This window comes from Deferribacter desulfuricans SSM1 (genome assembly GCF_000010985.1).
Lineage (GTDB): Bacteria > Chrysiogenota > Deferribacteres > Deferribacterales > Deferribacteraceae > Deferribacter > Deferribacter desulfuricans.
On the sequence record NC_013939.1, the window covers coordinates 860,987 to 886,546 of the forward strand.

The following is a 25,560-nucleotide window of genomic DNA, read 5'->3' on the forward strand; positions in this document are numbered from 1 at the left end:
ATCCTCACTATTTAACTAATGATAATATTTTTATGTAATATACATAGTTTCCATTGTTTTTATATTTAATTTTATATGCAGATTTTAAGTATCTTTTATTTACTTTTCTATTTTCAGGGTTAATAATTATAGTATTATCATCAACATAAAAATAGAAACCATCTTCCAAAGATATGAATTCATTTTTAAAGCTTTTTATATATCCTGTTTTTAAATTAACTATTTGCTCTTTAGGTAAATTATTAGATTCTTCTTTTGCAAAACTCATTATAGATACTGAAAAGCTTATGATTAATACAAAAAATATTTTTTTCATATAGTTCCTCCACAAAACTTGTAATAATAAATTATATCCATTTTGTAAAAAAATCGTGAAAAACACTAAATTTATTTTAAAATATTTTTTATATATTGCAAATAAACTTAAAATTAAAGTTTCCTTTTAAAACTTGATGGCAATAGTGAAGTTTGAGGTTATCTTTCTTTTGATTTTGAAACCATGAGTGGCAAGGAGTTTTTCTGCCACATTTAAGCCCACGCCAAGCCCTTTTGTCTCATTTTCACTTATATCATTTTTTATAATAAGGTATTTTAATTTTTTGATTTTACCACATTTTATTGTGACATTTTGACCAGCATGTTTTAAAATATTATCAAACAAAAGGTATAAGGCAAAGTAAATATCTTGATATGGTGCATTAATATAAATTTCAGAACAGTTAAATTTTATAGAAAAATGTTTGTTTAGCTCCAGTTCATCAATTAAAGATTTAATTAAATTAGGTATGTTAATTTTATTTTTGCTTTGATTTTGAGTGGGTAATCTTTTGATAAAATATTGAATATTTTCTAAATCCTTTGCAAGGTTTTCATGAGCATGAAATAATCTTTCCAGCTGAGCTTTGTTTTCTGTTTTGATTAAATGAAGATTGAGTTTTGAGGTGGTTAAAAAATTTCTCAGTTTGTGTGAAAAAATCAATAGTAGAATTTCAAAGTTTTTTAGATAATTTTTTTCTTTTATTATCAACCTGTATAAAACAAGATAATACAATATTGCCACAGAAAAGATTGCTATCATATCCCAGTAAAAAATTATAAAGAGCTTATCTTTGAGTTTGTCTTTTATGTATGAAGATTTGATATAGATGTATTTTTCACCGTTTACATTAAAAAGGGTGTAATCTTTTTTGAAAGAAAGTTTATTTTCAATAAGTAGATAATCTGGTAATTTAAATTTTTTCTTGGCGGTTTTTAGCGTAAGATAGAGTTGAATTTCTTTTTTTAACTGTTCTTCTATTTCTATTTTGTAGCTAAAAATGAAGATTAAGTTAATCATACTGAGGACAATGGCAATAATTAGCTCTAAAGCGATAAAAATTTTTATTTCAAATTTTATTTTAATCGATACCCCCGACCTTTGTGAGTTTCTATTAAATCTTTGCCTAAGATTTCTCTAAGTTTTTTTATGTAGGTTCTGATTGATTCTGTACCGACGGGGTTCTCCTGCCAGACATAATTTAGGATGCATTCATTAGATACTACTTTACCTCTATTTTTTGCTAAAACATATAAGAGCTCCCACTCTTTTTTAGTAAGAGGGATAAGCTCATTATTTATGAAAAGCGATTGCTGGGTAATATCGATGACAATCTCATCTGATATGGAAATTTTGTTTTGATTATCAAAATATCTTTTTGTTACAGCGTTTATTCTAAGTAATAGTTCTTTTGGTTCAAAAGGTTTGGTAATATAATCATCAGCTCCTAACAAAAAACAGGTTTCTTTATCAGACAAGTCAAATTTTGCAGTAATGATTATAACAGGTGTATTTTTTAGTTTTTTAATTTTTTTTAAAAGATCTTCACCTTTGTTAAATTTTAACATCAAATCAAGAAGTATAATATCATACTCATTTGATAACAGCTTGTATTCGTATTCTCTATCGTCAATTATCCAGTCCACATCATTTTTTTCTGATTCTAAGAATTCCTTTAAACTTTCTCCAAGTAATAAATCATCTTCAATCAACAATATTTTCATAATATCATTTTAGCAAATCTTTACATCATAATCAAACAACAAATTGTTGATTAAAAAATTACTCTGTTTTTACCTTCCTTTTTTGCTTTATATAGATTGTCGTCTGCTTGTTTGAGCATTTCATCGATTGTTAAGCCTTTTTTGAACTCTGCTATACCTCCGCTAATTGTTATTCTTTTATCTATTGAAAAATCATGTGATTCAATTTTTTTTCTGAGTCTTTCTGCAAGATTAAAAGCAGAATTTATATTTGTTTTTGGACATAATATTAAAAATTCTTCTCCGCCCCATCTTGCTGCGATATCAGTATTTCTTATTGTTTCTTTTGTTAAGTTAGCAATTTCTATTAATATCTTATCACCCATTTGGTGTCCATAAGTATCATTAATAATTTTGAAGTTATCGATATCAAATAGGATAATTGAAAAAGTGTCATTATATCTAATAGCTTTATTGTATTCATTAGTTAGATCTTTTTCTATTTTTCCTCTATTATAAAGTTTTGTTAAACAATCTGTTATTGATAATTTTTGGAGTTTTTGGTTTATTTTTTCTAACTCTTTATTTTTTTTATACAATTCAGTAGTGGTCAATTTTTCAAGTTCTTTAGCAATTATACCTATTTCATTGTTAGGGTATTCAAAAGTGTTTAATTTTATATCAATTTTCTTATTTTGTGTTATCTGAAGTAACTTATCATTTAATATTATTAATGGATTTATTATTTTTTTCATAAATGACTTACTTAAAAACCAACCAAATAAAATAATCATTATTAAAAATGTAATATTTAAAATAATTAATCTATTGTAAATCGGGGTTATAACTTCCTTTTTACTTACAGATGTAACAATAATCCATCCTAAAATAGGGATTTTGGAGTAGTATCCTAATTTAGGATCTCCATTGAGAGTAAAAGATATTTTTTTGTGATCATAAACAAAATTTATGTTATTTATGTAGTTGTAATATTTTTTTCTCAAAAAATGATTGTTTGGTGTTATTATTATTTCGCCAGTATCTTCTTTTATTATAAAAGAATTTGTTGATTTATAATTTTTTATATATTTATTAATCTTGCTTGTAATTTTTGAAAAATCAGAATCAATTGCTATTACACCAACAATTTTACCATTATTATCTACAAGAGTCTTGCTGATAGAAATTAACCATTCTTTAGTTTTTATTTCCTGATAAGGAATACCATTTGATACATTTGGAAATGATTTTATAGCTGCGATATACCATGGTCTTATCATAGGGTTGTATCCTTTTGGAGGTGTGTAGTTATTAATCAAAAGACTACCATCGATATAACCTGCATATACGTAATTTATGTCTGGGTCAGAATCTTCTGTGTACTTAAATAGTTTTAGAGCAAATTGTTTTTGATTATCTGATAGATATATTGCATTTTTAATAACATCAATTTTGCTAAGTATTTTTACTGCATTGTGTATTTTTGTAAAGTAGGACTCAATATAATATTTATCTGCCTTATTTCTTTCTTCAAGTGTAGTGTATATGCTTTCAATACCATTATCATACAAAGTTTTGCTTATGTAAATACTTAGAAGCAGAAATAATGAGATAAAAATTAAAGTTATGTTTTTAAAAAGTATTACTCTAAGCGATTTAAATTTTTTTGGTTTATTTAAAACTCTCATATATGAAAACCTAACTTATTATTTTAATTATATCAAAAACAATTTGATATTTCAATTTTATGATTTGATCAAACTGAAAGGTTATTAAGTTCCAAATTACTTGACAAATTTCATAAAAACATCTAAAGAATCAAACACATTGCCCCCGTAGCTCAGGAGGATAGAGCACAGGATTCCTAATCCTGGTGTCAGAGGTTCGAGTCCTCTCGGGGGCGTTTTTATTATCAATAAGTTATAAGACACCCAATTTTCTGGTGATACTCTTAGTGATACTCTTAATTTTTTAAAATACTTTTTAGTAGAAATTATGATCGATATTGTTCTTAATATACAAATATGAGTTTACCAAAAGATTTTATACACAATTCTTAATCAGATGTTAAAACCGCCACGTTGATTAAATAGAATAATTTATCTTTATAAGATATGTGAAATTATTATTATTTTTATACCGCTACTGACTCCATGTTTTCCATTACGTTATCTATAAATTCGGTTGCAAAAGAAGCATCAACACCATATTCATTTTTTACATGGATACATTTATTTAATTTTTGAACATCATTTTCGGTAAAAAAACGAACATCAGCAATTTTGTAAAAATGAATAGCAAACATTCTTACATACATGTATAATGTAGATTCTTTGATATCTAATTCGTACAATACAATATCAGGATGGTATAACTTTTCTAAATAAAGTATAAGCTCATCTTTAGATTGTATTTCATATAACTCATTGTCAATAGCCCCATGCCTGCTTTTAATTAGAAAGTTAATCAACGATTTATAATAAATTACTCTGTTTCTTCTATTTCCTAAAACACTTGTTTTTAAAAGGCCTTTATTTATATATTGATATATTGTAGATTTTTTTAAGTTTTTCTTACTAAGTTTAGAAAACAAATGACATACTTCATCGATCTTAAAACAATTATTGCGAATACTTATTATTTCTTCAAAAGAAAAATTATCAAATTTAATATTGTCGTCCACTAAACTAATTAAATTTTTAACCATTTTCCCCTCCTTTTATAGTCTTCAGAAAATGAAAAGGAGGGGAGTCAATGTAATTTTTAGATATTTTCATAAAATTTTTGAAAAAATTTCATTTTAAAATTTAACATGATCATTTATGATCACTTTTTTTAGAGAAGGGAACGTTGTTGCCTTAGTTTGAAATTTGCTGATAAGCTCCATGGTATTCATCCCTAATCTTGAAGGTAAAAATATTTCGCTGCCACCGTTGTCATTAAATTTTTGTTGAAGTTCTAATCCAGTGTTCTTATGAAAAGCATTCAATACTTTTTCACCTGGATCAGAATTTAAAACCTCCCTTTTGAATTGCTTATCAAATTTAATGGCTTCACGATAATTTTCAAAAATACCAAGGATAACATATCCTATTGGTTTAATGTCTTTATGATATCTGTGTTTTATTATCCAATTTATTTCTTCATTTATCTTTTCTTCTGCCAAGTTATCATTATTGATAGGCAATCCTATTAACCCTATTTTTATAAATACCCTACCCGGGAATTGATCCAAAGTAATAAGAAATAGTCCAACGATATATCCATAATGATTTCTGTTTGAAAATAATTCACGATTTTGCAATTTTGATAGTTTTATTTTTATTTTCAATTTATTTGAAGGAATTTCTATAGCCTTATTTTTCCCATTATTGATAATGAAAATCTTTGGTTCTTTGTTGTTATCTCTTATCTTGTACCTTATGTAAGAATTTGATTTACAAGTACAGCCACGCAAATCAGATAGTAGACTGAGTTCATCAAATATTTTTTCAAAAGGATCTTTTATCTTAATTCCATATGGCAACTTTACTGTTTTTTTTGCATTAGAAAATATTGCTTTATTAACTTTTGTAGGATCATTATAATTGTTCTTACTTAAGAATTCCTTGATTTCTTTTATAAATTTCACTGTTATACCAAAATCTTGTAAAAAGAAAGGATTTGAAAATCCAATTTTGTCAGAGAACAATAATAATGGCCAGTTTTGAATATTGCGACTTGAATAGGTGGCTTTATTATTGAAAAACTCATAATCTGGAATGAAAAGCCCAGATAAATAATCAAGATTATAAGAATTCTGAATAAATGTGTCTAATCTATTGGATACGATAAATGGAAATTTAATATTGTTGTGGATGTATTTGTCAAATATTAACAGAGTACTTAACGCCGTTGCAACTGGATACATTAATGCGATATTTTTTTTAGTTAGTTTGTCCAGTTTATTTTTAATGGCAATTTTATAAACATCCACAGTATCAGCATTATTTTTTACTAATCCTATTTTTAAAACACTATCAGATGTTGAATCTTTGATTCGATCTTTTAGAATAAATATTTGATCTTTATCATCAGTTGGACCTATTGTACTTAATACTTTATTAATTATAGACATCTTTTCAGTGGAACTGATCAATTTTAAATAATTATCCAATGATATTTTTTTATAGTTAGTACAGAATTCACAAAAATACTTATCATCAAATTTACCGTTTTTTAACTCTTCATATAATCTTTTGCTTAACTGGTAACCCAGCATGTAATGATGCCTATATCTGTTTATGCCAAAAAAACTTGCTACATAATTTACGGATAATGGTGGCGGAAATTTTACTTTATTTGTTTCAACAAGATACAATGTGGCATAAAGAACTTTATTTGTAATTTGTTCAATAGCACTTTCATCTAAGATTTTACTTGTTAACTGATTATTCTTAGCAATATTAATTACTTTACTGTTCTTATAAATGCATTGACAAAACGGAATTGTTTCTCTTATTATTTTCATGTCTAAACTCCTTTCTTTCTTTATAAAAATTTGGGGTTTGGTGGGCTATGCAGGTGCCATCTGCATAGCCTTCCCACTTTAAAACTCTACTTCTACCGAACCCAATCCAGCTAAGTGATACAAAAGAAATGTCCCCAATTCTTTTTTACCTTCATCGAACGCTTGCAGAATTAGATTTACCATATCTTCTATTTGAAACGGTACTGTGATATAATTAACATTCAACTCATCATCACTTAAGTAGATAAAAAATTTGTTATCATCTGTCCTGTTCACATGAAGATATCCATCCTTTGCTTTCTCAAAAATTAACTTCTCTGGTGTCACATATTGCGCTTGCTCAATTGAATAAGATTTTACCTCAATTTGTTCTGCATCTTTTCTCATGTTCACCTCCTAATTCTCTTAGTACCCGGCATCCCGGGACTCTATGATATAATGCTGCCGCGCAATGAACCTTTTGTCAAGTAAATTTTTTAAACTTTTTAAAAAAGTAATATGTGAAGATAGCATGAATTAAAAAGCTTGACTTTCCGCATCAATCATTATTACTCTTGTAAAGATATTCTAACCAGTGAGGATTATGTTTATGCCTGCTAAAAGAGATGACAGATTTGATGATATAATGAAGTTAAAAAAATCTAAAATTACAATTGTATTAAAAGAAGAGTATATCAGAGAAATACGAAATAAGGTTTCTCGATATAGACTTCAAAAACTGTTTAGTAAAGACTTTGCTGCGAGGGTAGCAAGGGGTGAAGAGTTTAATATTACCATGAAAATTTTCTACAGATTGTGTAAATTGATGGGATGGAAATTTCCGGATTATTTCAAAGTTATTATCGAAGAACCAGATGACATCACAAATAAGCACAAAAAAGGCTCTGTAACTTCTGATATTGAAAATAATAGTAATACAACAGCCGATTAATTAATTTTTTCAGGGGGCGGTACTTTGCCGTACAGATTTCTCCATTGCTTTATATTTTCATATTCCTCTGCACTAACTTTGATATGTTTGAAACCTTCCAATGTTGCTAAAAAAGCAGAAACATCATATTGCTTCAAATTCTTTTTATGTTTTCGATTAAAAACACTGATAAATTTATTAACCGCATAAAGACAGTCTTTTGCATAGCTTTTGCTCATTTCACCTTTCCTTACATGTGATTGTATAAAATTGTAAAAGCCATTAAGGAAATCCTGGTTTAGATGATCAAGATACTTAAGAGTAGTCCTTTCTTCAAGAAAAGGAAAAAAATAATTTTTAAGTAGGCGATGGTATTGTTTTACAGTCGTTCTACTGCCTGTCAAGCGATACCGTCTAACAAATTGATCCCACAATCTCATCCTACTTCCCCAAATAAAAGCAAGTGACATCAATCCTGTGATGTCCAAGCTCTTCGCTAATAATTTTTCTTGCTTCTTTGTCTAATTCTTTTGCTTCTTCCAAGGTTATTCCATAATATTCAGACATAACCTGTAAATATGAGCCATTAATAAATCCGCTTCTCACTGGTGCATCAAAGCCGGTCAATTCTAAATACCTCTCTTGAGCATAAGTATGCCTTTCTCCATGAAAGTGATAATCACAATCAAACCTTTCATTGAAATCTCTTATTACACCGTACGCAAAATTTTGCCATTGAGAAAATTTCATATCGTCAGGTATCAGCGAACGGTTGAAACCATACTCATTCTTAAAATCCTTAGCATAATTTAATAATTCATAACCTTTATCTGAAAGAATGGGTACTTCTCTTGGCTGAGAACCTTTTGTGCCTTTTACAACATCAAGCATATCATCTTTTCTGTGAATGCCTTTCAAATCATGAAGTGCAGATTCTTTAAATCGCAAACCAAACATCCTCTCCATTTCAACCTGAATTCTAAGAGCTTCATATCTTGTATCACCTGTTTGAATAAACTTTTGTGAAAGATAATCGGTGAATTGTTCATGAAGTTGATTACTTACGCTTCTATCGATGTTGTAGTACCTTTTACCACGATTTAGCCCCTCTTCTTTCGCTGAAAGTTTTAAATCATCTCTGCCGTAATGATCAAAAACACGATTAATACAGGAAATTATATTTGCAGCATGAGCTTTTGAAATGTCGGCATCTCCGACCTCATTTCTTAGATGTTCTGCAAAAGCCTTCATATGTTCAGACTGAAGTTTCGAGAGGTTTTTCATCTCCAATTCTTCCTTTGCAAACTTTGCTAATTTTCTGATCGCTGTTACAGTTTTTTTAATAGAACCTTCATTGCCGCTTCTAACCACTTCCATTGCTAAACGGTAAGCAGCAACTTTCCTAGTCAAATTCTTTTCGCCGATAAAATTCCTTTTAACCTTCATTTTTCACCTCCCCTAAAGTAAACCAAACAACAGTACATCTGCGTTCATAATATATAAGAACACAGGTCAATAAAATTTTATCAAAAACGCAGGGTCATCACCCTGACTAATTTAATTCAATTTTTTTTAATTCTTCTCTTCAAGGCGATTGCCTGAGCCGATGTGATAAACCTTTTTAGCGAAATCCTCCAGGATTTGAGGCTCCCGGAAAGCCCACGGGCAATCTATATTGAACCGGCTAAGCCGGATTGTAAGGGGGTAATTTCCAGTGGCAGATAAGCGTGAATATCGGCACTTTCACGGTTACAGACAACATGACCGTTGTAAAAAAACAGCATGTTATCTGTTTATCTGCCACCTAAACTTTTGTTTTCTGTTTTTTCTGTGTAATCAAAGAATTTATTATAGAAGTATTTACAATAAGTTGCACGTTTGTCCGTCAATCGTTCACCTTGGCAAGCAAGGTGAACGATTGACTAATCCTCCAAGTTTATAAAAATATTCTCCTAAAATTTCCTAAAATGAATCGAATAAATGTCAGAATACATCTACCTATGTAATCAAAAGTTTTATCCGCACTGCGGAATGAATATACATTGTACAGTATGCCTGAGGTAAAAAAGCGCAAGCGCTTTTTTATCTATTTTTTATGTATCTGTATTCATTGAAAATAGAATAGAATTATGACTTAACTAAGTTAAGTCATAATTCAGTATTAGTGCCATATTAGTCAAATTTTATTTGACCGTATCTCTTAATATTTGTGAGCGGGAAGAAATATAGGAGGTGATGATAATGGTGGAAAAACAGTATAGTTTTAAAGCAAAAAAAGATGATGATGAAATCTTAATGGAAGTTTTAGAAAGTATACCTCAAAATATACGCGGGTAGTGTATAAGAATTTTGTGTAAGGATTGCAAAAGAGGTATACCTCCTGTAATCTACTTAACCCCATAAAAAAGAAAAAGGAGGAGGTATACCCCATGAATAATTATAATTTAGCTGAATTATTTGAAAAAAGAAAGGATATTAGAGAAATTTTTATGGAATTTATGTCAAAACAGTTTGTTAATTTTTTAGAAAAGCTTGGAGAAATAGAAAGAGAGGTCCACTGTTCATTAAATGCTGATAGTAAGAATGGATATTATACACGCAATTTTAATACAATTTTTGGTAAAGTAGAAGGGGTAAAAATACCAAGGACACGAAAGATAAAATTTCAGCCATCATTTTTAGAGCCATATAAACGTACAACGTTTGAATTAGATGATATAGTGATATCAATGTATCAGGGAGGTTGTTCAACCAGGGATATAGTGCGAACATTAGAGAATTTACTTGGTCAGAAGTATTCTCCAAAGTGGGTGAGCAAGATAACTGATGATATTTTGGAAGAGTTGGAAAAATATCACAACAGAAGATTTGAACAATGGTATCCGATTTTGTTTATAGATGGCACATATTTAAAATTGAAAAGGGGTACGGTATCAAGTGAGGTTATATACACAGTTATGGGAATTGATGAGGATGGTCATAAAGAGATTCTTGCATTTTACACATTTGGTGGTAGTGGAGAAAGTGCATTAAACTGGAAGGAATTGCTATATGAGCTTAGGGAGAGAGGGTTACAGGAGCCAATATTAGTTGTAGCAGATGGTTTAAAAGGTATCAAAGAAGCAGTACTTGAGGTTTATCCTAAAGCAGATTTTCAGACTTGCGTAGTTCACAAAGTGCGGAGCTCATTATCCAAGGTACGCAAGCGGGATGAGAGTGCTGTAACTGAAGATATGAAAAACATATACATGCAAGAGAATGAAGAGGAATTTTTAAGGAATTTTGAGATATTTCGCAGGAACTGGTCATATAAATATCCAGAGATGGTTGCATCATGGGAAAGGGATTTGCCAGAGTTGATGACTTATTTGAAATATCCAGCTCTAATGAGACCATATATTTACACTACAAATCCTTTGGAGAGGTTTCATAAGGAGGTTAAAAGACGATCTAAGGTAATTGAAGTATTTAATGATAAGAAAGCGTTAGAAAAGGTAGTATTTTTAGTGATATTGGAGATGAATGGTAGTTATAGAACCCGTAAGATGAAACATTGGAACTATTTTTTAATAGTATTGAAGAATAAGAGAGTTGAGAAATATGGTAGATTACAGGAGGATAAAAATCTTACACAAAATTAGTTGCACTATGCTCATCAACAATATTAGATAAGTCTTCTTCTTCATTATATATCTTTATTTTGTTTGTTCTGAGGATATCCACAGCCTCAAGTGGACTGATATTGTATTTTACTGCACCTTTCAAAAGTTGTGCTATTTTCATTATTCCGTCCCGTTCAAGCATCTTTTGAAGATGAGGAACATGTTTAGAATTTTGAAACCAAATGCACTCAACAGTATTAAAACCAACATCTAAAATCAAGGTATTTGCAATTGGTGTATCATATAACAGTTTACATGTAAAATACACACTTGCACCCTGAGGAAATATTTTGGAATTAAATCCTAAGCTTTCATTATCAACTTCAAAATCAGCTACAGATGCTTTCAGTTTCTGGACATTGGTCTGGTTATAGAATTGTAATGGAAGCCCAAGAGCCAGTAGAATGTTATCCATTGGAATAGAATAATCATGAAATACTTTGTAAATCAAAAGTAGAGTAAAAAACATTAGTTTTTCAATGTTATTAATATTGATTCCATCAAGTTTTGCAGCTTCACCTAAAACGTAATGCTTTGAATGATAAAGAAATTTTTTTTCCTGGCTCAGATGATTAAACTCAAAATTAACAGATAGAATTTCCTTTACTGCAGATGGAAATTTTCGCATGATTAACTCACCCCCTTCCCGATAAGCAACCTTCACATCACCAAAGCCTACATCAATTGCTACAACTTTTTGCATAACACACCTCCTAAAGCTCAACCTTTCCTTACATCTTTTACAAAAGAACCGGTCAATGAAATCTTTTAAAGTTTTAGATGAAATTAAAACCTTTTTAAGATATTAATTTATCTAACCATTTGCATTTGTTATGATTAGTACCAGTATAAAATATGGTGATTCAAGCTAAATGGTTACTCAAAAACCGAAAAACGAAAGGTGTATTGTTTGGAAGTCTAAATTTAGTAATTTGTTTTAGAAAAATTTATATTCTCAATCAATTGTGGCCAGTTTAATACCCAACCAGATAAACAGTGCACCAAGTCCACGATCCAGCCAGCATGATAATTTTGTATTTTCGTTAAGATAGGCAGTTAACTTGCCTCCAATAAGAATTAAAGGAGGTTCAATTAAACCGGCTACCGCGATAATAAGAATCCCGTGGAAAAACAACTGTGCACTAACAGGACCTGCACCTACCTCAACAAATTGCGGCAAAAATGCAAAAAAGAAAACGGCAACCTTTGGATTTAATACTGCTACCAGTACACCTTGTTTGAACACTTTCCTCAATCCTTTTGGAGATTCTTGCTCTCTCACAGAAATATTGCTCCCCTTAGACTTCAGTGCCTGAATACCAAGCCAGATAAGATATGCCGCACCAATCCATTTAACTGTAGAAAATGCTACCGCCGAAGTAACTAAAATTGCCGACAATCCCAGAGCTGCAAAAACAACATGAATTAATGCACCTGTCCAAATTCCAAACATTGCAGCAAATCCCGACTTTATGCCTCCTTTAGCTGTTTGTCCCAATATGAATGCCATATCTGGACCTGGAGAAATATTTAACAAAACAGCAGCAGTTAAATATGTAGCCCAATGGGCAAGAGAATAATCGAACATTATTTTTCAAATCATTTCTTAGACAGACGCCTAATTTCTATTTTGTTGCATAACGACCAAGCTCACCTGCCGCCATGAAGCGCCAGCGGATTGGAGGTTAGCTGGAGCGATTTGTTATGTTTCTTTGTAATAATTTTCTATATATTTTGTCCAAAGATTGTCTATATCTAAATTATGGCTAGTCAAAAATTCTTGCAACTTTTCGTCGCTTATTTCAGAAATATTGTAATTCTTAAATTCCTTAAAAAAGTTTTTTATATTTTTCTTTAACTCTCTAAGTTTACCTTTTCTCATTATAAAAACTTCATGCGTAAAGTTAGCATCTCTTGAAAGATTTTTTGTGGGTATAACTAAAATTCTCCTTACTGAAACAGTGCCATATTCGCTTTCAAACCATCCACAATGATTATTCATTTGTCCTGCTTCATTCTTGGTTATGGTCTTCCTAGAATCATCTACCTCACTCTTACACTCAAAAATAAAATATTTATTATCAACACCACACCATAGATTGTCTGGGCCTTTTTTGAACTCTTTATCAGGACGTTGACTTAGAAAACCTAAAGCTTCACCTACTGATTTTAATGCAGATTCAAATTTTTCTGATGGCATTCCAAAAGATAAATCCTCTAACATACCGTCTATCTCCACCATCATGTCGGAATAGGAATTAAATTTTTTGATCCAATCTTTAATACGTTTTAATCTATTTTCATTAATAAATTCCAATTTTTTATAAACGATTCCTTCTTTTGGTATCATTAATTGAAGATTTTTTTGATATGCACTCTTTTGTATTTTATTGGATTCAACTTTACTAATTTTATATTTATATCTTGCCATTAATTGCAAATACCAACCTTTTTCCTCCTCATTATCTAATTTATCAACTATTTGTTGTATTAATTCTATAGATTTTTCTAGATCACCTTTAATTAGAGAATCTTGAGCTTTTTTTTCCAGATCCAATATATGATTAATTTCAGGTTTGCTTTCATTCGTAGATATTTCATTCATTCGCTCTTGATAAAACTGCTTCCAGCCTTCGTCTCTCCTTAATACTTGATTTATCAAAGATCTTACCACCTCAAAAGGAGATTCATCTTCATCAAGGTCATTTTTAGCTAGTTCTGCCACCTCTAATGCAATTTCTATTTGTTTCTGAGTCTGGTACGAAAAATATCTTTTTGTTAGCGGGCTCATAAGAAATTTTGTCAAGTCCCCACCGATTATAACTATTATACTATAATCTTTTTCTCCTCTAACACTTCTTCCGATACCTTGTTCTATTTTTTGTGCAATTTTGATATTAATTATATCGCTAGTTGGTCTACAGCTTTCTTCATACCTGTCAGATAGAGAATCAAAAAATGGTTTTGAATCTAAAACCAAAATTCTGCAAGATTCATCTGGTAAATCTATCCCATCATATCTATTTACAATAACAATAGTGTTCTCAAATTTACCTGATTTTAATTTCTGTAAAATTTCATAAATGTTATTAGAGGTAGTTATCGTTGCTCCTAAATTTTGATAATGAGCAGCCTTTTTAAAATTTGGCACGATCGTAACTATCCCGAACTTTTTTTTCGGATTTGGCTTGGCAAATTTAGTTACAATAAGATTTCTATCCAATTCCTCATTTATTAGAGAAGGAACTAGAATAAGCTTTTCACCTGACCATTTTAATTTCTCATAAGTTAGTGGCTGCGTTATTGTTTCTGGGGCAAAACCAAGCCCTTTTATAAAGAAAGAATCATCTTGAGTCGTAGCTGACATCAGAATTCTTTGGTCAGCGTTTGTAAAAAAAGTAAATTTGTAAATAGGACTATATATGGGTGATATTTCAATATATTTACCAGAAATATAGGCTTGACAATTTTCGATATTATCTTTGATTAACGGCCAAATAAATTTAATTTCATATTCATTTTTATATTGAATAAGCTTGTTGATTACTTCCGATTTTTTATCAATCCATGCCCAATATGGAATCGGTAGTAATGTATTAAAATCTCCTGCTTTAATCTCTAAATAGCTACCCTCTCCTTGGGTTATTAGATCATCCTCAAAAAGCTCAAGAAAATCAGAATATAATCTATGATCTCTACATATTTTAATTGTAAATGTATCCTTAAGTGAATCAATACAAGCATGGGAATCATCTAATACAATATGCTTTATTGGAATTGCCCTAGCATCTAAGCCAAATATTGTTAATCCGTTGAAAACTTTTTGTACGTGTGTGATTAGAATTTTTTTACCGGATAAAAAATCTTCTGGAAGTTGATTATCCGTTCCTATTTGGCAATATGGAACACCAAACTTATCTGCCTCTAAACAAGTTTGTTCAACGAGGTATATATTTGGGCAAATATATAAACATGGACCTTCATTATTGTTTAATCTTGAATGTAGAATAAGAAGGCCAATTAATGTTTTTCCTTCTCCTGTATGGAGTTTTATTATAAGATCCTTTTTGTCTCTATATTTACTAAACCATTCATTTAAAATATATTCTTGAGAAGGCCGAAGTGGACCTGTTTCACTTTTCCTATCAAGTGAATCATAAATTTCGATCGGATTTATTTTTCTAATAACTTTTTTTTCTTTAAGCTTTCTGCTGAAATCAACCATTGTCTTTTATCTCCACATAACGATTAAGCTCACCTGCCGCTATGGAGCACCAGCAGAATAGCGGTCAGGTGGAACGCTTTGTTAGCTAAAGTCGTTTATTACTTTACAATGTCTTCTAAATACCATTTTTTGTGAAAATCATTAAATTCCTCCATTTGTTTTACTAGAACACCAAGCAAACCACCAGTCCACTCTGGATAAGCTCTATAACCATCAGGATTCATAAGATGTTCTGGAAAAGTTCTCATTGTGTAAACTGGGTTTTGCCATGAGTACTCTTTCCCTAGTGTCCGAAAATAGTCGCCATTTATTTTAAATTTTGTTTTTCCCTTAAACGATAACTCAATTACTTTAAACTCCTTTGACTGCATTTTCTCTGCAAACTGCAAAAATACTCTAAAAACATCTGCCATGCTATTCGTGCTAGAAATTGATGTCAGGTCGTATACAAGTACTGAGGGATTGAAATAATTGCCAAAATGAACCGACACTTCGATCCCACTATTTCTCGGATCACTTTTGATTACATTGTTCATTTTAGATTGTAATTGAAAGTAATTGAAAGTATATATGGCAATAACTGCTACTAAAATAAAAGAAAAAAATATAATTATAAATCTTTTCATTTCTTATATCTCCTTTTAAAAAAGTAATATCAGCTAACGACAGAGCTAACCTGCCGCTATGGAGCGCAGCAGAATAGCGGTCAGGTGCAGCGCCTTGTTATGCCTGGCCCTATAGTGCATCATCCTCTTGCTTAGCCAATTCAGCATCACATGAATCTTTATTTGTGAATGAATACTCGACAGCAATGTAGCCTGTATTGCCTGATGTTGCGCCTGCAATCAAGCCAACTTGCTTTAAATCAGAGGGTAAATGTGAGCCCTTTTCAGAGTCCCATATTGCAATAAGTATTCGTTCTTTTTTAATTAGCCCCATCATCCAATCACTTGGCTCGTTCCATATGCTATTAGGTAGAAGATCATCTATCGTCTCATGTTCACCATAAATAGCGGTGAGTTTTTTTTCCATTTCTTGAAACGCACTTTTAAGTTCAATGCCATACGAGCTAGTGGCAATATCTTTGCCAATGGCCTTGATCCAGCACAACCCTCCCTTTGGGGCTACTTTCACAATGTACGCTTCGAATGCCGAGTGAGGTTTAGGGACTTTTATCAATTTATAAATACCATTGCCTATCCTCTCCGGTTTCCCCCCAATCTCTTTTAACGACATACCTTTTCTCAACCCGAATGGCCCAGCCATTGCATCGGACACCATAAACGCCATAAAAACAATAACGATCGCTACGATACTTTTTTTATTCATCTCTATGTCCTCCTACGAATAATTATGGTATTTATATTTTATGTTGCTAAGATATATAATTAAGTTAATAAAAAACAGGGGACAGAGGACTACATGTTTCCTAAGCTTTAAAGCTTCATTGGGAGTCTGTCCCCCGTCCCAAAAGTCCCCATTGGTTGATTTGGCTTCAAAGCCACTGTCAAACGGGAGATAGGACTTGGGACTTAAAAAATACGATAAGCGAGGTTTGACATGAAAAATAATTCTTTTAAGCATTTTATCGGAATTGATATTTTTAGGAATAAGTATAACTACACCATTATTGTTGATTCTATGAACACCATTATTAAAAATAAAGAGGATATAGTGCATAAAAAACTTAATATCAATAATATTACTAATCCTCACAAAAACCCTATTACATCATTTAACTAAACTACTAAGCCATATAAGCTCATTTTATTAATAATCCCAAATGCCATAAAATACTCATTACTTTCAAAATAACCTAAAAATTACCTGCAGGATAATTACAGATAACTCTTAGATTATTTTACGATATTCAGTTGTTTGGGTGTATTTGTATATTTGTGTATTAATACAATTTATTAACCATCAATCCAATCAAACAAGATTTTATTTATAATCACTCATTAAAAATGTCAAGTTTTTTTGGGGACGGCAAAAAATTCTTTTGTACAGGTTAATTATTTTTGCCTCATCTTTATAAATGTACTGCATATTGATAAATCTAAAGGAATCAATTTCTTCTTCGCTGGATTACACAATATCGCATAATTTAACCAATAACAGTCCTTATCATAAAATTTTCCTTTCCTTTAATTTTATAGTGTATCGCAATAATATGACTATAGTAGAATAAATGGGGACTCTAACAAGAAAAACTCATTTAAAAAAATTGGGTGATTACAGATTATCTTACCAATAACATAAAATAAATTTTGGGACAACACTTGCCTTTACATTTAGTAATAATCGACTTTTGAAGGGAAATTTTATGTAATAATTTCACAAAATTGTTGATTATATTAATCAATTATAATATAGTTTTGTTTAATACATTAAACAAAACTCAAAGGGTTATTTATGCTAAATTTTTTTACAGAACGATTTGCATTGTTGCTTACCGGTTTAAACATTCAATACAAGCGGTATTTCTTTCATAAAATTGATTTTAATGACAAATTAATTGGTATTTTAGGCGCAAGAGGGGTAGGGAAAACCACTTTTCTTTTACAATATTTAAAAGAGATTGATGTCCCTATAAATAAAAAACTTTACATTTCCGCTGATTCGATAGAGATGAGCAATCTGTCGTTATTTGAGCTGGCAAAGGAATTTGCAGCAAAAGGTGGTAAGGTTTTAGCAATAGATGAAATTCATAAATATCCAGATTTTGTAGCGCATTTGAAAGAAATCTATGACCTTCTTGATATAAAAGTTCTTTTTTCAGGTTCAAGTGCTTTAAGATTGGAACATGCAAAAGCTGATTTGAGCAGACGAGCAGTTTTATACAGAATAAACGGACTATCATTTAGAGAATTTCTGGAATTAAAAACAGGTAAACAATTTAGAAGTTTTTCATTAAAAGATATTTTAGAAAATCATATGGAAATCACTTATGAAATTTTAAAATCGATAAAACCACTGGAATACTTTAAAGAGTATTTACAGTATGGATTTTATCCCTTTTATTTTGAAAATCCTAACACATATTATAAAAAATTGGAAGAAACAATTAATGTAGTTATAGAGTCCGATTTGCCTATACTGTTTAAGATCGATCCGAAAAATATCGTCAAACTTAAAAAACTTGTTAAATTAATATGTTTTTCAGAGCCTTATGAACTCAATCTTTCAAAACTTGCACAGAAAATTGAAGTTAATAGACATACTCTGTACCGTTATATTGAATATTTAAATTCTGGTAATATTCTAACATCATTAAAACCAGATGTAAAAGGTGATGCCATTTTTACAAAACCTGAAAAAATATATCTGAACAATACAAATTTAAACTACTGTTATTGCGAAGAACAAAAAATTGGGACAATTAGAGAAACTTTTGTGGTTTCACAGTTAAGAAATTTCTATGATTTAAGCTATCCTAAAAAGGGGGATATACTGATAAACAATCAATATTTAATTGAAATTGGTGGTAGAAATAAAGATTTTTCACAAATTGCGGGTAGTGGCTACCTTTTTGTCGATGACATTGAGGTGGGATATGGCAGAAAGGTTCCATTATGGTTAATCGGATTTTTATATTAAATTGTACTCCTCACAACCCAACACCCTCATCTCTTCACATCCTCATTGCCTCATATCTTCATATCTTCAATTGTTAAAACATACGAAAACTGAAACCTGAAGAAAATACTGCTGTTAGTTTTGCTTAAAAGGAGTTTGAATAATAGAGCTTAAAGTATCCAATAAAAACGATAGGGACAAAATGGTAAAAATGAATAATTTTAACCCACCCTTTCATGGATAAAATTACTTATTTTTACCATTTTCTTTTTTTAAAAAAGTTCTCTCATACGATAACTCTTACCGTTGATTAAAAATAGATAGCAATGATGCAACAATATGTCCAGTATTGCAGTAGCTACTACCTCATCTCCAAATATCTCATTTCATTCTTTAAATGGCTTATTTGTCGTAATTATCGTGGATTTCTTTTCATATCTTCTCGATATCAATTTTAAATACAATGATATTGATGATTTTATAAGGCAAATATTTTTTTAATTTTTTCTTTTTTTGATATTTTCATTTCATTTGTTTTTAAAAACTATTAAGAAATGATAAACTATAAAGGATAATAATAGAAAAGCTGGTTTTATTTAAAAACTTCCTAAAAATCTTTAATTGACCTGTCTATAGGTAAAGTTTTATATTGTAGAAGGGAGATTTACTCAGTAATAATTGTAGAATCTCTTTTAAGTAAAAAACTTTTACTTTTTCTTTTTTATATAGGCTTCATTTATTTTATTTATGATTTCTTTTTCATCATTTTCTATCGTAATATCTGCTCCTGCATATAATAAATAATGAACTATATTAAGATCTGAATTGAAAAACCAAGCTGTATGAATTGGAGCCTTATTGTCCCATGATGTCAAATTAATATCTGCACCATTTTCAACTAAAAATTTTACGATTTCTAAGTTTCCATTGCTTGCTGCATAATGTAAGGGAGTCATAAGATTTTCATCTCTGGCATTGATGTAGATTCCTTTTTTTAAAAAGAAATCAATAACTTTTATGTCGTTTGTATCAATTGCAAGATGTAAAGGAGTGTGTGTTATAGAAGTATTATAAATATAGTTGATTGTCTTATAATCATAATCTTTTAAAAAACATTCAAGGAAGGTTAGTAAATCGTATTTTTTCACATCAGAAACTGAAATCTCTTTGCTATATTTTAAATATAAATTAAGTAAGTCGTATGATTTTTCTAACCAAGCATATATTACTGAACTTAAGCCAAAAACATCTCTATCATCAACATCTAACCCAAGAGAAATTAAATACTCAGCAATTTTTAAGCTTATTTTACTATTTCCTATAGTTGCAAGAGGGGTTTGACCGATATTATCCTTTGTGTTTGGCTTTGCACCATTATGAATCATGAATTCAATAATCTCCATGTAGTTTTTGTTATCAATTAGTTGATAATATTCAGAGGTATAAACATAGTTGGCAATAAAATTATGTATTAATGTTCTGCCACAAATGTCTTTACTATTTATATCTGCTCCATGTTGCAAAAAATAGTTGGCAATATCAAACCGTTGTTTTTCAATAGAGAGCAAAAGTGGTGTAATACCAAAATCATCTCTAATGTTAACATCTATACCTTTATCAATTAACTTTTTTATTAACTTAAAGCTTTCATCTGGTTTATCATAGAATTCTTGACTTATAATTATCTCATGAAGTAAAGAATAACCTCTAAATCCTCTTAAATTAATATCAATACCGTCTTCCATTAAAAAATTTACAACATCATAATGTCCTAAAGCTATTGCATAAAATATTATATGAGTCCCACTCTCATCAAAAAGATTATTTATATCTTTTTCTTTTTTTATTAAATCTTTTAGTAGTTTAATTTTGTTTGCGTTATTTTCGAGAATTTTATAAAAGCTTAACTTCATCTTTTTATTCATCATTATGTTTTAATACCAAATGTACACGTTCTTCTGGGATAACTCCTAAATTGTTCTCTATTGTAAGATCAGCGCCAGCTTTTACTAAAATTTTTGTTATTTTTTTATTTCGTTTTAAAAGAGCATAATGAATTGGAGTATCTTTTGTTTCATTTAAAGCGTTTACATCAGCTCCATTTTCAATCAACAATTTTACAATTTCGAAATGTTCTCTAAATGCAGCTTCATGCAATGGGGTATTTTTCATTGCGTTTCTTACGTTTACATTTATTCCCTTATGAATAAAAAATTTTACAATATCAAAATTTCCTATATAAGTAGCGATATGTAAGGGTGTAGTGTAAATAGGTTTATTATAAATTTCTTTTAAATTGATGTAATCATAACCTGTTAAAAAATTATTTAAGAACTTCATAAGATTGTTGTTTGTAACATCTTTATAAGAAATTTCTTTACTATATTTGGTATAAAGTTTAATTAAATCAAACGCTTTAGCAAACCAAGCATATATTATCGGAGTTAATCCGAAAATATCTCTTTCATCTACATCTAATCTAATAGAAATTAAATACTCTGCAACTTCTAAAAACTCATTATTATCATTTTTGTCGTCATCCAAATCATCCATACCTATTAAAAACAAAGGAGTTTGATTGAGGTTATCTTTAGTATCAATTTTAGCTCCATTTTTAATAAGAAATTTAACACCTTCTAAGTTTCCACAATAGGCCATATCATATAAGGCTGTTTGTCCAAAAATATTTTTATGATTTACATTTGCTCCATGCTTCAATAGATAGGTTGCTATGTCAAAACGTTTTCGTCCACAAGCCCAAATTAGAGGTGCATCACCATAATTATCACCAATATCAGCAGGTACACCTTTTTCAAGAAGTTTTTTTACTAATTCGAAGTTTTCAGCTACAACTGCTGAATGTAGTAATGAAAAGCCGTCAAAATTTCTAATATTTAAATCAATACCATTATCTATAAGAAAGTTTACAATATCGTAATACCTAAATTGAAGCGCATGAAACATTATATGACTATCATGATCGTATAATTTATTTATATCCCCTGCTTGTATGATCAGATTTTTTAATTTTTCTATAATTTCAGACTCATCTTTTTTTAAAAAATCCATAAAAAAACTTTTCATTTTCGTTCCCTCACTAGATATTAGGTATTTATAATAGAATAGAGCGCCAGAAAATGACGTTTAAGCCAGACAGTTATGATCTTTAGTTTAAAAAAGCTTTGTTAATAGAAAATAAAGTTTTACTAATAAATTTTTTCAATTTTTTATCAAATTAATAAAGTAACAACAAAAATTTTGGATGTTTGAAAATTTAATATCATCAATTTCTGTCTAAACTATGTTTTTATAAGCTATTTATAAAGGACATAATTTTCTTTACTTCTTCTTGAGGTATCTTGTTAATATCAAATATAAATTCTTGTCCTCTATCAGGGATATTAACAATCACATCACATCCATCTATTTTACAATTTTTTTCATTAATATATGTGAAGTGTTTAGGATAATTAAAATAATTAGGCAGACGCCATTTACTCCTATTTTTGTAATTTTTTAAGTCGGTCAATATAATTTGATCTGAAAAACTTAAAAGTTTAAAATTTTTTGAAATAAATAATATGTTTTTTCTATACTTTTTGGATGAAATATGTGGATGTGAAACAAGATAAGGATATTTATCTTTTATTAATTCAGTTTGCTTTGAATCATTTAAATCATAAATTTCATCAACTATCATGTAACTCCAAATTAGATGAATATCCAAAGATTTTCTTTTATAACACCACTTATTATTTCTTAATTCAATATGTTTGAACCATCCAAAAAAAAGAAAAATATCTCCCTTTGTTACATCATGATTAATTAAATGAGATGCAGCGCTATTTGTCTGTCCAAATGCCATTATTTGTTTATCAGGTAAATACATAGGATCAAAATGACATTTAAACTTCTTCTCTTTGTAATTACAATTATACCATTTTCCTGATTTAATTTTATTTTTTGTGACGTCATTCAAAATATCTTGAATTGAAAAAGTATTATACTTAAAAGTTAAGTCACTATAAGAAATATTTGATTCTTTATCAGGTATTGGTATTGAAAATAAAGTTCCATCAGGAAAAATTAAACTTGGGAAACCACCGTAAGAACTATCAAATCCTTTTCTACTAAAAATGATTTTCATTTTTAACCATTACATGGAGATTTTTCTTCTGCAGAATCATTGCAATTGTCATCAATATGGCAATTTATAGGATTACCTTGAAGACCATCTCCATATTTTTCAATTAATTTATTAATAAAATTGACAAAATCTTTTGTATATTTATCAGGACAATACTTGTATCTATTAGGAAGACATTCTGCAAACTTTAATGGAAATTCTATTCCTTTATCCCCAAAGTATACAAATTCTTCAGAAATAAAAACTTTATTACCTTTTAAATCTTTTAAGATAACATCATATTTCTTTTGCATATCAGTATCTTTTAAATACTTGTCTAATAAAGTCACATCAAAAAAAACTTCTTCATCAGGCAATTCCCTTATAGTTTTGGGTTCATGCCCATGACATCTTAACCATTTCCATTTTCCATTTTCAATGTAATAAACATTATCTCCCCTTCTTTTTCTCCAATCCCTACTATTTTTTTCAAATTTTTTATCCTTAAATCTATGGTCGTTAAAATATTCGTTCAATGTTAAAATCTCAGTTACTTTTGCAAAATAAATCAGTGATTGTTTTACTTCTGGCTTAAAATTCTTACTTATTCTTTTTTGTGCTAACATTTTACTTTCAACACCTACTAAGTATAAACCTTCATTTTCCATATACTTTTCATAAGTTCCCTTTTTGACTCCAAGATGATTTGGCATACAAGCAGCTAAAGTCAAATAACCCCAAAAAGGATTAGGAGCAAAGCCACTATCGTGTGTTAATTTGTAAATTAATATTTTCATTTCCGTTCCTCCCCTATATTATTATTTTAATACATTATAAATGTGTTGAATACTTTTTAATAATATTTTCAACAAATTTCTTGATAACTTTTATGTATTCATAAGGTTCTTTAATTTGAACATATTCAGCCCAGGGACGAACAAAATACAACAACTCTTCGTCATTTGATACATAAAAAGTTATTAATAATTTTTCATTATCTAATTCTTCTTCAATTTTTTGCTGAGGAAATATTTCTTTTCTTTTAAAATAAAAGGCAACTTCTGAATCTATTTCAGCGATTACTTTAACTTTCTCTTTTTCCTCAAACCAAATACTACTGGCATTGTTTATCAGTTCATCAATTTCCTGTTGAGAGATTTCAAAGAATTTCATAAGGATTCTTACATCTTTGATAAGGTCAATTGAAAATTTTTTTAATGTGTTTTCATGTTTTGCCAATAAGTACCAGAATCCATTATCTATTAGTACGCACAAAGGTTTAACTGTATATTTTTTCCCATACTTTTCATAATAAAATTCTATCTCTTGACGGTGTTTAATTGCATCATCTATTTCAGAAAGAGTATCCATAATTTTATCAATATCAATGTATGTGGATGTGGGATTATTGATAAATTTTACGACTTCAACCGAATTTATATGTAAAATCTTTTTTAAAATTTTATCAATATGTGCCTTGGTTTTTGGTGTGACAAACTTTTTTACATATTCAAGTAATGCTGCCAGAAATTGAATTTCTGTTTTTGGCAGATTTACATCTGTAAATTTTACATTTTCAAGCAATGAATAAGTGTGATCGTCTGGATCATAATATAAAAGCCCGGGGATATTTAATAACTCTGCCATATATCTTTGAGCAGTTCTTACGCTGACTCCTAATTCGTCTGCAACAAGCTTGGTTGTTACTTTCCTATGTTTTTTTAATAGTTCAAGTATTTCAATAGTTAGAGCTATTCCCTTCATAGTTTGAGATTACAATTCTTTTTCCAAATATTTTATAACTCTTCCATCAAAATATGATGGGTGGATAATACCCAATAATTTCTTGCCATTAAATTCAGTTTTTGCAAATAAGCGTCTACACGATTTATCCGAATATGCGTAAACAGAAGTAATTTTTACCTTTGTTACACCATATCGTTTATTTAAAATTTCTGAGATGAATAAATCAAATGTTTCAAGACCTTCTAATAAAATTATTTTGGGATTTATATAATCTACTATTTCTTTTACTTTACCAAAGCAGAATTGTTCCAGTGATATCCGTAATTCTTTATCTAAACTTAGCCATTCTTTTTTACTCTTTGACCTGAAAAAAATAAGATTTAACTTTACACTTTTTTCTAACAACTCCAATTTTCCTATTTCCTCAAATAAATTATACATTACAACAGCAGTTTTATACTTTTCATTTTTATTGTTTTTACCACTATATTTTATATATTCGTGTTCTTTTTCGAGATTGAAAACATCTTCAATATTAAAATCTTTATCTCCTCCACCAGGGTTATAACCTATTATCATTAATTCTGGATTCTTCCTTACTTTGGAATAGAAAACTGCAAAACCGTTTTTTTCTACGATATTATTTTTATCCTTACTACTTGCTATTTCCCAAACATTTTTTACTTCTTCTAATAAGTTTAATGCCCATTTTCTACACATGATTACCCCCTTAATTAATATTTTACAATATGGATTTATTCATGTAAAGCGACAGTAATTGTC

24 protein-coding genes, 1 tRNA gene and 1 pseudogene are annotated in these 25,560 nt (G+C 29.5%); 5 read left to right on the plus strand and 21 right to left on the minus strand.

Going from position 1 to position 25,560, the window contains the following annotated elements:
* Nucleotides 1-7: 7 nt before the first annotated feature.
* From DEFDS_RS04340 to DEFDS_RS12575, 4 genes are all read right to left on the minus strand, one after another.
* Nucleotides 8-316 carry a hypothetical protein gene (locus tag DEFDS_RS04340; RefSeq protein ID WP_013007587.1) on the minus strand — a complete coding sequence of 103 codons (309 nt, stop codon included), beginning with the start codon at nt 314-316 and terminating at the stop codon, nt 8-10.
* Between the two features lie 126 nt (nt 317-442).
* Nucleotides 443-1,336, minus strand: a complete 894-nt coding sequence (locus tag DEFDS_RS04345; RefSeq protein WP_013007588.1) for a HAMP domain-containing histidine kinase — start codon at nt 1,334-1,336, stop codon at nt 443-445.
* A gap of 56 nt (nt 1,337-1,392) precedes the next feature.
* Complete coding sequence (locus DEFDS_RS04350) at nt 1,393-2,040, minus strand: response regulator transcription factor (protein WP_013007589.1); 648 nt, start codon at nt 2,038-2,040, stop codon at nt 1,393-1,395.
* A gap of 50 nt (nt 2,041-2,090) precedes the next feature.
* Entirely contained in the window at nt 2,091-3,707 is a 1,617-nt protein-coding gene (locus DEFDS_RS12575; RefSeq protein ID WP_013007590.1) for a sensor domain-containing diguanylate cyclase, read from the minus strand.
* 141 nt (nt 3,708-3,848) lie between these two features.
* Between DEFDS_RS12575 and DEFDS_RS04360 the strand changes: the two genes are divergently transcribed.
* Nucleotides 3,849-3,922, plus strand: a tRNA-Arg gene (locus DEFDS_RS04360).
* Nucleotides 3,923-4,153: 231 nt separating this feature from the next.
* Here DEFDS_RS04360 and DEFDS_RS04365 read toward each other — a convergent pair.
* The 3 genes from DEFDS_RS04365 to DEFDS_RS04375 all read right to left on the minus strand — a co-directional run bounded on the left by DEFDS_RS04365 (nt 4,154) and on the right by DEFDS_RS04375 (nt 6,916).
* Complete coding sequence (locus tag DEFDS_RS04365) at nt 4,154-4,726, minus strand: hypothetical protein (protein ID WP_013007591.1); 573 nt, start codon at nt 4,724-4,726, stop codon at nt 4,154-4,156.
* Between the two features lie 93 nt (nt 4,727-4,819).
* The gene (locus DEFDS_RS04370; protein WP_013007592.1) at nt 4,820-6,529 is read right to left on the minus strand and encodes a hypothetical protein; all 1,710 of its coding nucleotides are present in this window, start codon (nt 6,527-6,529) and stop codon (nt 4,820-4,822) included.
* Nucleotides 6,530-6,607: 78 nt separating this feature from the next.
* Complete coding sequence (locus DEFDS_RS04375) at nt 6,608-6,916, minus strand: hypothetical protein (protein ID WP_013007593.1); 309 nt, start codon at nt 6,914-6,916, stop codon at nt 6,608-6,610.
* Nucleotides 6,917-7,118: 202 nt separating this feature from the next.
* Between DEFDS_RS04375 and DEFDS_RS04380 the strand changes: the two genes are divergently transcribed.
* Nucleotides 7,119-7,460 carry a hypothetical protein gene (locus DEFDS_RS04380; RefSeq protein WP_013007594.1) on the plus strand — a complete coding sequence of 114 codons (342 nt, stop codon included), beginning with the start codon at nt 7,119-7,121 and terminating at the stop codon, nt 7,458-7,460.
* Here DEFDS_RS04380 and DEFDS_RS04385 read toward each other — a convergent pair.
* Both DEFDS_RS04385 and DEFDS_RS04390 read right to left on the minus strand, forming a co-directional pair.
* Nucleotides 7,457-7,879, minus strand: a complete 423-nt coding sequence (locus DEFDS_RS04385) for a hypothetical protein (RefSeq protein ID WP_013007595.1) — start codon at nt 7,877-7,879, stop codon at nt 7,457-7,459. The genes DEFDS_RS04380 and DEFDS_RS04385 overlap by 4 nt on opposite strands.
* 1 nt (nt 7,880) lies before the next feature.
* The gene (locus DEFDS_RS04390; protein ID WP_013007596.1) at nt 7,881-8,885 is read right to left on the minus strand and encodes an integrase domain-containing protein; all 1,005 of its coding nucleotides are present in this window, start codon (nt 8,883-8,885) and stop codon (nt 7,881-7,883) included.
* 983 nt (nt 8,886-9,868) lie between these two features.
* Between DEFDS_RS04390 and DEFDS_RS04395 the strand changes: the two genes are divergently transcribed.
* Complete coding sequence (locus DEFDS_RS04395) at nt 9,869-11,080, plus strand: IS256 family transposase (protein WP_013007001.1); 1,212 nt, start codon at nt 9,869-9,871, stop codon at nt 11,078-11,080.
* Here DEFDS_RS04395 and DEFDS_RS04400 read toward each other — a convergent pair.
* From DEFDS_RS04400 to DEFDS_RS04420, 5 genes are all read right to left on the minus strand, one after another.
* Nucleotides 11,067-11,804, minus strand: coding sequence for a ParM/StbA family protein (locus DEFDS_RS04400; protein WP_013007597.1), 738 nt, complete (start codon nt 11,802-11,804; stop codon nt 11,067-11,069). The two genes, DEFDS_RS04395 and DEFDS_RS04400, sit on opposite strands and share 14 nt — an antisense overlap.
* 252 nt (nt 11,805-12,056) lie before the next feature.
* Nucleotides 12,057-12,689 (minus strand): LysE family translocator, encoded by a 633-nt coding sequence (locus tag DEFDS_RS04405; RefSeq protein ID WP_013007598.1) that lies wholly within the window; start codon nt 12,687-12,689, stop codon nt 12,057-12,059.
* 114 nt (nt 12,690-12,803) lie between these two features.
* On the minus strand, nt 12,804-15,326 hold the full coding sequence (locus DEFDS_RS04410; RefSeq protein ID WP_013007599.1) for a DEAD/DEAH box helicase: 2,523 nt from the start codon (nt 15,324-15,326) through the stop codon (nt 12,804-12,806).
* Between the two features lie 98 nt (nt 15,327-15,424).
* Nucleotides 15,425-15,739 carry a hypothetical protein gene (locus DEFDS_RS04415; RefSeq protein WP_197530230.1) on the minus strand — a complete coding sequence of 105 codons (315 nt, stop codon included), beginning with the start codon at nt 15,737-15,739 and terminating at the stop codon, nt 15,425-15,427.
* A 322-nt stretch (nt 15,740-16,061) separates the two neighbouring features.
* Nucleotides 16,062-16,655 carry a hypothetical protein gene (locus tag DEFDS_RS04420; protein WP_013007601.1) on the minus strand — a complete coding sequence of 198 codons (594 nt, stop codon included), beginning with the start codon at nt 16,653-16,655 and terminating at the stop codon, nt 16,062-16,064.
* Between the two features lie 231 nt (nt 16,656-16,886).
* Between DEFDS_RS04420 and DEFDS_RS04425 the strand changes: the two genes are divergently transcribed.
* Nucleotides 16,887-17,069, plus strand: a complete 183-nt coding sequence (locus DEFDS_RS04425; RefSeq protein ID WP_041223613.1) for a hypothetical protein — start codon at nt 16,887-16,889, stop codon at nt 17,067-17,069.
* 672 nt (nt 17,070-17,741) lie between these two features.
* On the plus strand, nt 17,742-18,926 hold the full coding sequence (locus DEFDS_RS04430; RefSeq protein WP_013007603.1) for an ATP-binding protein: 1,185 nt from the start codon (nt 17,742-17,744) through the stop codon (nt 18,924-18,926).
* A 251-nt stretch (nt 18,927-19,177) separates the two neighbouring features.
* On the opposite strand, the pseudogene DEFDS_RS13385 reads toward DEFDS_RS04430, so the two are convergent.
* The 7 genes and pseudogenes from DEFDS_RS13385 to DEFDS_RS04460 form a co-directional block, all read right to left on the minus strand.
* Nucleotides 19,178-19,354: pseudogene (locus tag DEFDS_RS13385) on the minus strand (ATP-binding protein); the annotation flags it as partial.
* A gap of 258 nt (nt 19,355-19,612) precedes the next feature.
* Nucleotides 19,613-20,830, minus strand: coding sequence for an ankyrin repeat domain-containing protein (locus DEFDS_RS04435; RefSeq protein WP_041223614.1), 1,218 nt, complete (start codon nt 20,828-20,830; stop codon nt 19,613-19,615).
* Nucleotides 20,823-21,989, minus strand: coding sequence for an ankyrin repeat domain-containing protein (locus DEFDS_RS04440; protein ID WP_013007605.1), 1,167 nt, complete (start codon nt 21,987-21,989; stop codon nt 20,823-20,825). The genes DEFDS_RS04435 and DEFDS_RS04440 overlap by 8 nt, the downstream gene beginning before the upstream one ends.
* A gap of 223 nt (nt 21,990-22,212) precedes the next feature.
* Nucleotides 22,213-23,052: a hypothetical protein gene (locus tag DEFDS_RS04445; RefSeq protein ID WP_013007606.1), complete on the minus strand. Its 840-nt coding sequence runs from the start codon at nt 23,050-23,052 to the stop codon at nt 22,213-22,215.
* Between the two features lie 2 nt (nt 23,053-23,054).
* On the minus strand, nt 23,055-23,828 hold the full coding sequence (locus tag DEFDS_RS04450) for a hypothetical protein (protein ID WP_013007607.1): 774 nt from the start codon (nt 23,826-23,828) through the stop codon (nt 23,055-23,057).
* 34 nt (nt 23,829-23,862) lie between these two features.
* A complete protein-coding gene (locus DEFDS_RS04455) occupies nt 23,863-24,795 on the minus strand; it encodes a helix-turn-helix transcriptional regulator (protein WP_013007608.1) in 933 nt (310 codons plus the stop codon).
* 9 nt (nt 24,796-24,804) lie between these two features.
* A complete protein-coding gene (locus DEFDS_RS04460; RefSeq protein WP_013007609.1) occupies nt 24,805-25,497 on the minus strand; it encodes a hypothetical protein in 693 nt (230 codons plus the stop codon).
* Nucleotides 25,498-25,560 lie beyond the last annotated feature (63 nt).